Raw genomic sequence first — 10,860 nt, 5'->3', positions numbered from 1 at the left:
GGCCTTGTTTTGGCCAAATAGCGATCTGTAGTTTCGTTAGATTTTTTTACGCCTCAATTTTGCCCAAATAGCGTGTCCCAGTTTCGTTAGCGCAATAGGGTACACACCTGCGCTTACGGAACTGTCCGAGCAATAGATTTAGAACCTAGGGAGGAGTCAGGTTTCGTATATTGGTTTCACTCCGCAGAGCAGAAATAGCAGAGTCGGTCGCGAAACCGCAGCTTCATCGGGTCCTAACGAAACTGGACTATACTTGCCTTGCTACCACTCTAACGAAACTAGGTATCGTTATTTAGCTATATTAGCCTTGAGTTACACTCTAACGTAACAATTTGCTAAATTTGTCCCGCTATACATCCTAACTAGCGTAACTCGAGATCGCTATTTGGCTATATCGCCCCTGCTTCACAATCTAACGAAACTGTGTATCGCTATTGGGCTATATTTTCCTTGCTTCGAATTCTAACGAAACTGTGTATCGTTATTCGGCCCAAATTGCCATGTTTGGGCCTTGTTTTGGCCAAATAGCGATCTGTAGTTTCGTTAGATTTTTTTACGCCTCAATTTTGCCCAAATAGCGTGTACCAGTTTCGTTAGCGCAATAGGGTACACACCTGCGCTTACGGAACTGTCCGAGCAATAGATTTAGAACCTAGGGAGGAATCAGGTTTCGTATATTGGTTTCAATCAGCAACGCAGAAATAGCAGAATCGGTCGCGAAACCGCAGCTTCATCGGGTCCTAACGAAACTGAACTATACTTGCCTTGCTACCACTCTAACGAAACTAGGTATCGTTATTTTTCTATATTAGCCTTGCGTCACACTCTAAAGTAACTATTTGCTAGATTTATCCCGCTATACATCCTAACTAGCGTAACCGGAGATCGCTATTTGGCTATATCGCCCCTGCCCCACACTCTAACGAAACTGTGTATCGCTATTGGGCCATATTTTCCTTGCTTCGAATTCTAACGAAACTGGGTATCGTTATTCGGCCCAAATTGCTATGTTTTGGCCTTATTTTGGCCGAATAGCGTTCTGTAGTTTCGTTAGATTCTTTTACGTCTCAATTTTGCCCAAATAGCGTGTACCAGTTTCGTTAGAATAATAGGTTACACACCAGCGCTTACGGAACTGTCCGAGCAATAGAGTTAAGTCAGGTTTCGTATATTGGTTTCAATCCGCAGAGCAGAAATAGCAGAGTCGGTCGCGAAACCGCAGCTTTATCGGGTCCTAACCAAACTGGACAATATCTCGGTAAATGGTCCGCTGGGATACATTATACTTCTCCGCGAGTGCCGAAGCTGATAAAATCCCATGATTCAGGAGCATGTAGGCCATGGAAATCAGTCTTTCCAGTTTCATACCCTATCCCCTTATTATGAATTTCACTTCCAGCCTCCCTGATGGTGGTGAAGCTCAAGTCCAGCTCTTAGCCCTTCAACATCCAGCCCGTCGACAGCAAAAGCCTGACGCACCAGCTCCGGTGCGACAAACTCGTCATACTTGCCTAAATATGGCGCTTCATCAGGCCCGAGCAACATGGATGGATCTGCGCAAGAACCACATTCGAGCAGGATCTGCTCCAATAGCGCCTGACTGTCCGCTTGGCCGGCCACCACGAAATAATACGGCTCCATCGGCACGATGGAACGGAGCGACAGGCGCTGGGAGAGGTTATTTTTGAGCAGCCGCTCCAGCGTGCGGAACTGCTTGCTGCCAACCCATGGCAAAATAAATAACGAGTCGCCGCCAGCCGGAATGACGGCGGATCTCAGCAGTCCGCTCTCCTTCGCCAGACGGCGAGCCCGCTCAAGCCGGTTGACGGCTTGCGGCGAAAGATACGGATAGATCGTATTATCCGCCAGCACCTCACGCATTTTCCTTAGAACCAAAGTATGAATATCCCCGCCGGCCCCTAGCCACAAGGTATCCACTTTGCCTAAGGCCTCTTTGACGTACACCGCCTTATGCTTGGTGTCCACCTCGGTGACCTTCCACAGCTTGCCTGCCAGTGAGAAGCAGTATCCAGGCGGCGGCACGGTCGTAATCGAGCCAATTTCCTCTGTTCCGTTATATACCGCATGTTCCTCGTCATCCTTGAACACGGCGTAGAAACGGAAGTTGTTCACGATCTTCTCACCCGTAAGGCCGATAATCAAAGTCTGCTGCTCGGTCCACTGAATATGATCCGTCTGCAGCAAGTAATTCAGGAACACTTTGTACGTATCCGGGGAGATCCGGCTAAAGGATGGCAGCGACAGCACATCGGAGGCCAGTTCGACCGGCGTCGCTTCCCCTTTACTCTTCAATATACTCATCGTCTGGTGGTAGAGAATACCGATCGGCATTTGCCGAATATCCAGCGGCTCCACCCAGCGGTCGCGGACATAAAGCTCGATAACTGCAATCGCCCGCAGCAGCATCCAAGGCATACGCGCCGGCAGCATCGCATCTTCGTCCTCCTCCTCCGGACAGACGAACAGCATCTCGGAGGCCGCGTCTCCGCGCCTCCCGGATCGGCCCAGCCGCTGCACAAAGCTGGAGGCGCTATAAGGAGCGCCCAGCTGTACGACTCGTTCCAGCTCTCCCAGGTCGATCCCCAGCTCCAGCGTCACGGTTGCGGCGGCAACCGCCGGGCCGGGCTTATCCTTCAGCGCCGCCTCCGCTTCCTCGCGCAGCATGGCGGAGATGCTGCCGTGATGCACGTAGAACACATCGGGCTGATGGCGGTGAGCGGCAAGCCTGCGCAGCTCCAGCGTCGTCAATTCCGCATCGGAACGGCTATTGGTGAATACTAACGTTTTTTTCAAATGGGTACTGTCGTAGATGAAGCTGTAATAGGCCTTGCGGGCATTTTGCAAATGCTCGGCCTGCTCCTCGTCCCGTGCATCCGGGAACGAGAAATGCTCCACCCGCAGCCGCAGCTTGCGTCCGCCAGGCACGGAGACTGCGTCAACTGGCTGATTGCTGCCCGCACCAAGCCAGGCCTTCGCTGCTTCATAGTCACTTAGCGTTGCGGATAAGCCGACACGTCTTGGCGAGCAGCTTGCCATTCTCTCGATCCGCGCGATCTGGCTCAGCACCTGGATGCCCCGATCCACGCCCATAAAGGCATGAACCTCGTCGATAATGATATATCTGAGATCACAGAACAAGGCGGGGATTGCATTGGGCCGATTCATCAGCAGCCCTTCCAGCGATTCCGGCGTGATCTGCAGCACACCGGACGGATTACGCATCAGCTTGCCCTTCTCTGTCTGCGAGACATCGCCGTGCCAATGCCAGGCGGGAATATTGCCATCCCGTAGCAGCTCTTTGATCCGTTCGTACTGGTCATTAATGAGCGCCTTCAAGGGGCCGACATACAAAATACCTACGGACGCGGACGGACGCTCATGCAGTTCGGTCAAAGCCGGAAAAAAAGCCGCTTCCGTCTTCCCCGACGCCGTTCCCGCGGCAATCAGCATATGGTTCGGCGTATCCATGCAAATTTTAAGCGCCTCAACCTGGGCCGGACGAAGCGTCTCCCATCTTTTTCGGTAAATAAATTCCTGAATAAATGGCGCCAAGCGATAAAACAGCTGATTGGCTTCGCCGCTCATAATTCGAACTCCGCCAGAAAATCATCCAATTCGTCCTGCGGCTCCCCTGCCTCCGTCGTATGTTCCGCCCTTCGCTCACCCAGCAGCTGACTGAACGAAACCTCCGGATTCTGATGCAAGGTATGCAGTAAATCCATAAAATCACGTACGACCTCACGTGGGGTTAGCAGCTCGTCCGCCCCCATTCTGCCGACAGCCATCTCCATAAATTGAATGAGATCCGCATCTGTTAAAATTGGGGTATAAGCAAAATGCAAACCATGGATCTGCCGCAGCTTCTGCAGCAAAATCAAAATCTCTTCATGCGAGAGCATCTCCAGTTTAAGGATCGGGCCGGTATAGTTGCGGTAGCCCGCCCCCGCAAAGCGGCCTTCCACCAGGCGGGAGCGCAGCGCTTCATAGCTGAACAGACCGCGCCGTTCATCCTCGACAAACTGCGGCGTACCGCCCAGAAAAATGCCGAGATGCTCCGCTTTGCCCTGCATCGTGTCGTTAAACATAGTCAACAGCTTTTCATAATTGCTTGTGCGAGCGATGCTGTTGGAAATTTTATATAAATTAACGCCTTCGTCGATAAATAGCAGCAGACCTTGATATCCGATCGCCGCTACAAATTCCGACCACAGCTTGATATAGTCATACCAGTTGTCATCATCGATAATGACGCTCACATCCAGCTCTTTTCGCGCTTCGGTCCTGGTCGGGAACTCGCCGCGCAGCCAACGCAGCGCTGCCTGCTTCTGCCCGTCTTCTCCAAGCTTATGGCCGTTCCAATAAGCCGCCAATACGCGGGCGGAATCAAAGCCATGCACCAGATTTTGCATTTGCGCCGCAACCGTGAAAATCCGCTGCTCGACGGCCACGGTTAATGCCGGGTCACCGGGACGCAAGCCTTCGTCCTTCATGGCCTCCTGCTGTATCGTCGTAATCCACTTCTGCAGGACGGCCTCCAGCGCCCCACCGTCCGGCCGAGTGCGTGTTGACAGATGCGTCATCAGCTCACGGTAGGTGGCCAGGCCTTGTCCTTTTGTGCCGACCAGACGGCGTTCGGGCGACAGATCGGCGTCAGCCGTCACGAAATCGCGGTCGAGCGCATAATTGCGGATCGTTTGCAGCAGGAAGCTCTTGCCGCTGCCATAGCGCCCGGTAATCAATCGCATGGCCGCTCCGCCAGCACTGATATTGTCCATGTCGCGCAAAATAGCCTCGACTTCAGCCTTCCGCCCCACCGCGATATGCTCTAAGCCGATTCTAGGCACCACACCCGCAGTGAATGAATTTATCAGCGCGGTTGTCAGCCGCCTCGGGATTTTGATATCGGCTATGTTTGGTTCCATCATTCCACTTCACCTCGTCCATTTCGTCCTAATTCCTAATCGAGGTAGTTCAAAAAGTCTGCTTATGATCACGAAGCGAATCAAGAAGTTACGCAGCATCGAATCTTAAATTCAGCCGGGCCTTCCGGTGCTCTTGTACAAACTATGTACGCTCCGCTCCTCAGTCCCTGACTTCATTCAACCTTTCCGGTGCTGAAAACCGACCTTTTTTGAACACGCCTCAGCCGTGCAAAATAATCTATATAATCTTCAGCGATTGATTCGCCATCCACCAACAAATCTCCGATCGTCTCCATCGCAAGCTCGTTGATTTCATCGAGCAGCAGCGCAGGCATGGTCCCGTATTTCTCGGCAATTTCGTACAGTCGGCCGCTTGTCTCTTGCAGCGCAAATAAAGCTTCGAGATGAGCCTGTCCCAGCTGTCCTGCAAACAGCAGCCAATCTTCATCCAGGCCGGAAGTATCCCGGACGATCTCCTGATCCGAATCGGTATAGGATGGGCCATCCCCATCCCGCATCTCTACCTGTGCCTCTACCTGTTCCTGCAGCTCCGGCCCTGCTTCCGTTACAAGCTCCATATCCTGCGCCGCATCCTCCACCATCCGTTCATCCTCGACGGTCAGCAGGCTCCGCACTTCTTCACTATCCTTCTGCAGCGTGGCCAGCCGTTCGGGATCTATAGAGATCACAGGTCCGGCAGGCTTGATCGCTTCTGTATATTCCTTCTCCAGAAAGCGCTCGACCAGCATCTGGGTCTCCTTCATTAGAGAAACACCACGCAGCCGCCCTTTGAAGTGTTGAAGCTCGCGCAATTTATTTTCCGTACAGCGGATCAGTTGAGTGATGTAATAACGGAGCGGCGGGCATTTCCGCAATTGGAAAATACGCAGCGGCAGCGTACGCCCATATAACTCGGCATCATATACCGCACTGCGGAACAAATACCGCTCGACCGTCTTTCCATTTCCTTTATAAAACGTATCGATCAGATTTTTGCCAGTGGTTTTCCGCAAATAAGAATCGACCAGCGCCACCACCTTCGGCATATATTCCTCCATAAGCGCCCGACCTCCGATTACGTAAAACTTACTGCGCTGCAGGTCATAATCCGAGAACGCCAAAATATGCTCCAACCGCAGCCTGGAAGGCTCGTTCTCCAGAATTCTTTTTAATTCCAGATCGTAGAGCTCCCCGGCTTTCGCACTAGTGGATCGCATGATAATATCCATCAAGGGCAGGTCCAGCTTATGCAGCAATGCAAAATCACAAACCCATTCCGCTATGTAATTACTCAGCTTCGGGTACATCGATTGGTAAGCGTTCCATAATGCCATAAGCTGATGATAGCCTTGTTGCGGCTCCTCCCAGCCAACACCGTGAATCAGTTCATATAGATAGACAAAAATATAGGATAGATCGGTAAACGGATAACGTCCCTGCCTCAACTCGCTGCGCCAGTAAAAATACCAGCTCTGCTGAGCTTCATCCATCTGCTCGAAGGTAGGCCAATAGCTCATAAACGGAATATACAGAGACGGCTCTCCTTCCCGCCGCTCCCATTCCCTGGCTTGCCTCACAAATCTGCGTTCTCTCGTAAGCCCTTGCATAGGCAGAGAGGACCCTTGAACAGGGCGATCCTTCCGCTCAGGTATGCTCATTTCCTGCAATGAGCCGCTCTGCTCTTGTGCTTCACTTATATCGATCTCTACAAAGTCCAGCGATTTGTTATATGCATTCATGGAACTCCCATCACCATTCATCCCATTTTTATTCTCGTCTCAAAACTCTCTGATATGATCATAACATTTTTATTGATGCTAGAACACATGTTCTATAGACTAGTATAAAAAAAATTTGCTAGAAAGGCGAGAGTATAATGCCGTTTGAGACAGAGCTTAGAAGCTTTCTCGTGGAGGCCAAACAAAACACCTGCGCCGCTGGCGGAGACACCCAAGCTGAACCTTCCAGATTAGGCGCCAAGGATTATCCTTATGTTAACGACAATTATCCATATTTGGACAGTTATGTAGGTGAGCTTGATTTTGCGGGCCAAGAGGTCGTGTGGAAAGACGGCAGCGCCGTATAGGCTATGAATTATTTCGGAGCGACCATAACCCTTATAGAAGGTTTTCCTGAGTTTTTATTTGCAGCCTTGAAACAGGTCAGTCCGGAAGCTCCTTTTCGCGGATCTGCACACTATTCCAGTGCTTCTTTTAAGTATGTATGCCGCTGGAACGGTGATCTCGGAAAGTTCAACGGCGAGGAGCAAATCCTTTATCAAGGCAAGGTCATATTCAGCCTTCTCTTTCACGGGGGTTATGTAAAGTAGGTCTAGGGGAATTGCAATATTTCCCATAATTCTCGAACCAGCCAGAAGCCATAGCGGCTTCCAGCAGGCTCGCATGTAAATTAATTAACCGCTTTTCCATGTACTGTAACAACCTTATCCCAGCCGACATTATAGCTCGAATGAATCGTTACGGCATCATCGACAAAGTGCAGCTCCAGCGTAATACAAAAAGGAGTCTCTATCGCCTGCAGCGTTAATATAAGCTCGTCTTGCGATTTCCAAGTGAAGCTGCCTGCGGTGCGAGTATCCTTCCCCTCTATAGTTACCGTGGATTCGGTTAGCCAATGCTCCCGTCCCAACGTGATGCTATCTTCACTTTCCAGCTTAAAATCCAGTCGTGCCCTATCTTTGTCGAATTTGATACACAGATTCTTTAATGGGAACGGAGCTTCCTCGGTCCGGTCCTGTTCGATTTCATATCTTGTTCCACTAATTTGAGCCTCCAGCATTGACTTGCTTCCGAGCTTTGGAACCTCAAGATGCAGCTTGGCAAGGCATTCGCCCAGCGCGACCGAGCTCTCATCTTCCGCGATCGGCTCAGGCAGAAAGCCCGGCAGCAGATGATCCCAGACGCTGTTCATTATGGCCTGCATATCGCCTGTACCTGATGTGATCGCGATAACAGCATCCTGCTCCGGCATGACTAAACAGAACTGGCCAAAGGCGCCATCTCCCCGATAGATTCCATGACGGCAGCGCCAGAATTGATATCCGTAGCCTTGCGCCCAGTCGCTGTCACCACCGTCGCCATTGGAAATCTGCTTGCGGGTCGCCTCATGGACCCACTCCTCATCCATGATTCGTACCCCGTTCCAGAGCCCCCTCTGCAAATATAATTGACCGAGCTTGGCGATATCCTCTGTCGTAATGTTCAGTCCGTAACCCCCCGTATTTATCCCGCGCGGGCAAGTATCCCATGTCGGATTCTCAATACCAAGCGGTTTGAACAACCGGGGGGTTAAGTAATCCATCAGACTTTGTCCCGAGGCCTTCTGCAAAATTGCAGACAGCATATAGGTAGCCCCGGTATTATACAGAAAATGAGTCCCCGGCTCATGCGGCACAGGCAGTTCAAGAAAAGCTCTGACCCAATGGCCGTCCTCGGCGGCAATCAGAGCATCCATCGTATCCTCGTCATGACCTGTCCCCATCATTAGCAGATGGCGGATTTGCATCGCGCCGAGATGTTCAGGGACATCCCCCGGAAGATCATCGGGGAAAAATGAAACCACCGCGTCATCCAACGTTATAATGCCTTCGTGAACGGCCATACCTATCGCTGTCGAAGTGAAGCTTTTACTCAATGAGAATAACATGTGAGGCAGCTCCGGCGCATAGGGGGCCCACCAGTCCTCTGCAGCGACCTGGCCATGCCGCAGCAGCATGAAGCTGTGCAGCTCGCTCTTATGCTTCCCCACATCATCCAGAAAAGCAATGACTTGCTTCGCCGCAATCCCCAATTGTTCCGGCGTAGTTCTCGTTAATGATCTGTTCGTCATTTGCATCCGTTCTTCTCTCCTCATGGGCGCGAGCAGCCTAACCCATCAAAATGTATGAAACTTAAATAACACAGCCAATCATTACCATTATATCGCCTCTTCCTAAACGATCCTATTACAATTCATATAGCGCTTTGGCTCCCGGTTCAGGAAAACTTCTATTGAACAGATGCCGCCTGTATAATAAACTGAGCATAATATCATCGGCCCGGAATTGTGGATCAAAGAGTGGCACAGATATCAAACAGACCTCAAAAGGATAGGATAAAACTCATGAAATCTGCTTACACCGTGAAATCATTTAATTTTCTCTTTTTTGCTCTATTGTCCATGTTCATCCCGTTTCTGCCCCTCTATTTCAGCGACCGGGGGCTGAGCGAGACGCAGATTGGCACCATTGTCGGCATCGGCGGCTTTATTACCCTGATAGCCCAACCGTTATGGGGCATGATCAGCGACCGGCTGCGCACCATCCGCAAAGTTCTGTTGCTGCTTGTAATCTGCTGTACGGTAACAGGCTATTCCCTATACAGTACAGACCATTATCCCCTGATCCTGTTATTCGTCATGCTGACCTATTTCTTTCTGATGCCGATCGACCCGTTGACGGAGAGCTTGAATTTCCGCGTGGCCGAATCCGAAGGAATCAGCTACGGTTCATTGCGAACCTATGGTGCATTAGGCTATGCGGTGATGTCGCTCGCTGCAGGCTTTCTGATGACGGAATACGGTTCGCGCAGCCTGGGCATCACATTCGCAGCGCTTGGACTGATCAGCCTGGTTGTTGCCTTTTTGATGCCGGATGCTCCGGTGTCAGGCAAGCCGCTGACGATCAAGAGCCTGAAAAATTTCCTGAGCAACAAGGAGACTCTTCTTTTCCTTATTTTAGTGTTTATAAGCTCCATCCCGGCCCGGATGAATGATACCTATCTGGGGCTGTACATTAAAGACCTCGGCGGCAAACCCGACCTGCTTGGGCTGGCATGGTTCCTGGCGGCGGGAAGCGAAATTCTGGTCTTCTCTTTGAGCTTCTGGTGGCTGCGCAAAAATAAGGAACTGGCCCTCATCGCTATAGCTGGGGCGTTCTACTTTATTCGCTTCTTCATCTCCGCCTGGATCAAGGACCCGAATTGGCTCGCGTATATCCAGCTGCTGCAGATATTCACATTCCCGATATTCTACACCGCTGCGATTCAATATCTATACAGGATCGTGCCTGTAGAATGGAGGGCGACAGGCCAGACCGTATTGGCCCTGCTCTTCTTCGGCGTTTCCGGCATTATCGCCTCCTTCGCCGGTGGGGCGCTGTACCAGGCTTTAGGCGGTCATACCATGTACCTGACGATTTCCGTGCTGTCGATAATCGGAATGCTGTTCGGTATCGTCCTCTACCTCAAATACGGCCGAAATAAATCCGAAGAAGCCGCTTCATAAACCATAGTGCAGCAAAACAGAGCATAAAAAACGGGTACTCCCGGTTCATCCGGCAAGTACCCGTTTTTTATACGTTACAATCTTTTTGATAACCAGTTTTAATGGAACTCTACATCGACCTTTTTTCGATGATCGCCATCAATTTTGCGCATCCGCACTTCCAATACACCGTTCTTGTAGGTGGCTTTGACATGCTCAGGGGTTACATTAGCCGGCAGTGTAACCAGACGGTGGAACCGCCCGGAATAACGTTCCCGCCGATGCATATGCTCCTCCTTGACCTCATTCGTCTTGTTCACAGAACCGCTGATGGACAGAACGTTCCGATCCACTTCAATCGTGACATCCTCTTTCTGCTCCAATCCCGGAATGTCGCACGCGGCAATGACTTCATCGTCATTCTCATACACGTCCACATTCATCTGGCCGAAATGCTGTGGCATCCCCTTCATAGACGGGAAATCATGAGTGAAAAATTGATCCATCTCGCGGCGTATATTATCCAAATGGCGGAACGGTTCATATGGCACTAAAGGCATGAGATATTTCCTCCTTGGTCTGATTCGGCATTTTCGCCATTATTGTTGCCGAAGTCCCGTAAAATATCCACAAACAGATGCCATAGATTTGATTG

At 50.9% G+C, this 10,860-nt stretch carries 8 protein-coding genes and 1 pseudogene; 3 read left to right on the top strand and 6 right to left on the bottom strand.

All coding sequences use genetic code 11. The annotated features are described in order from the left end of the window. Positions 1-1,249 precede the first annotated feature (1,249 nt). The 4 genes and pseudogenes from DMN77_RS04115 to DMN77_RS04100 form a co-directional block, all read right to left on the bottom strand. Positions 1,250-1,366 (bottom strand): annotated as a pseudogene (locus tag DMN77_RS04115) (HTH domain-containing protein); the annotation flags it as partial. 23 nt (positions 1,367-1,389) lie between these two features. After that, positions 1,390-3,606, bottom strand: coding sequence for a DEAD/DEAH box helicase (locus tag DMN77_RS04110; RefSeq protein ID WP_179013652.1), 2,217 nt, complete (start codon positions 3,604-3,606; stop codon positions 1,390-1,392). Continuing rightward, positions 3,603-4,931 carry an ATP-binding protein gene (locus DMN77_RS04105; RefSeq protein ID WP_179013688.1) on the bottom strand — a complete coding sequence of 443 codons (1,329 nt, stop codon included), beginning with the start codon at positions 4,929-4,931 and terminating at the stop codon, positions 3,603-3,605. Before DMN77_RS04105 ends, DMN77_RS04110 begins: the two co-directional genes overlap by 4 nt. Before the next feature lie 185 nt (positions 4,932-5,116). Beyond that, positions 5,117-6,682 carry a TerB N-terminal domain-containing protein gene (locus DMN77_RS04100; protein ID WP_179013651.1) on the bottom strand — a complete coding sequence of 522 codons (1,566 nt, stop codon included), beginning with the start codon at positions 6,680-6,682 and terminating at the stop codon, positions 5,117-5,119. Between the two features lie 137 nt (positions 6,683-6,819). On the opposite strand from DMN77_RS04100, the gene DMN77_RS04095 reads away from it, so the two are divergent. Then, positions 6,820-7,029 carry a hypothetical protein gene (locus tag DMN77_RS04095; protein WP_179013649.1) on the top strand — a complete coding sequence of 70 codons (210 nt, stop codon included), beginning with the start codon at positions 6,820-6,822 and terminating at the stop codon, positions 7,027-7,029. Positions 7,030-7,032: 3 nt separating this feature from the next. Beyond that, positions 7,033-7,272: a DUF5680 domain-containing protein gene (locus DMN77_RS24190; RefSeq protein WP_372775326.1), complete on the top strand. Its 240-nt coding sequence runs from the start codon at positions 7,033-7,035 to the stop codon at positions 7,270-7,272. 80 nt (positions 7,273-7,352) lie between these two features. On the opposite strand, the gene DMN77_RS04085 is transcribed toward DMN77_RS24190, so the two are convergent. Continuing rightward, positions 7,353-8,798, bottom strand: coding sequence for a serine hydrolase domain-containing protein (locus DMN77_RS04085; protein WP_179013646.1), 1,446 nt, complete (start codon positions 8,796-8,798; stop codon positions 7,353-7,355). Between the two features lie 267 nt (positions 8,799-9,065). On the opposite strand from DMN77_RS04085, the gene DMN77_RS04080 reads away from it, so the two are divergent. Continuing rightward, the gene (locus DMN77_RS04080; protein WP_179013644.1) at positions 9,066-10,226 is read left to right on the top strand and encodes an MFS transporter; all 1,161 of its coding nucleotides are present in this window, start codon (positions 9,066-9,068) and stop codon (positions 10,224-10,226) included. 98 nt (positions 10,227-10,324) lie between these two features. Here DMN77_RS04080 and DMN77_RS04075 read toward each other — a convergent pair whose 3' ends face one another. Continuing rightward, complete coding sequence (locus tag DMN77_RS04075; RefSeq protein ID WP_068781095.1) at positions 10,325-10,765, bottom strand: Hsp20/alpha crystallin family protein; 441 nt, start codon at positions 10,763-10,765, stop codon at positions 10,325-10,327. Positions 10,766-10,860 lie beyond the last annotated feature (95 nt).

This window comes from Paenibacillus sp. 79R4 (assembly GCF_013393165.1).
In the GTDB taxonomy this organism is placed as follows: Bacteria; Bacillota; Bacilli; order Paenibacillales; family Paenibacillaceae; genus Fontibacillus.
This window is presented reverse-complemented; position numbering and strand designations above follow the sequence as displayed.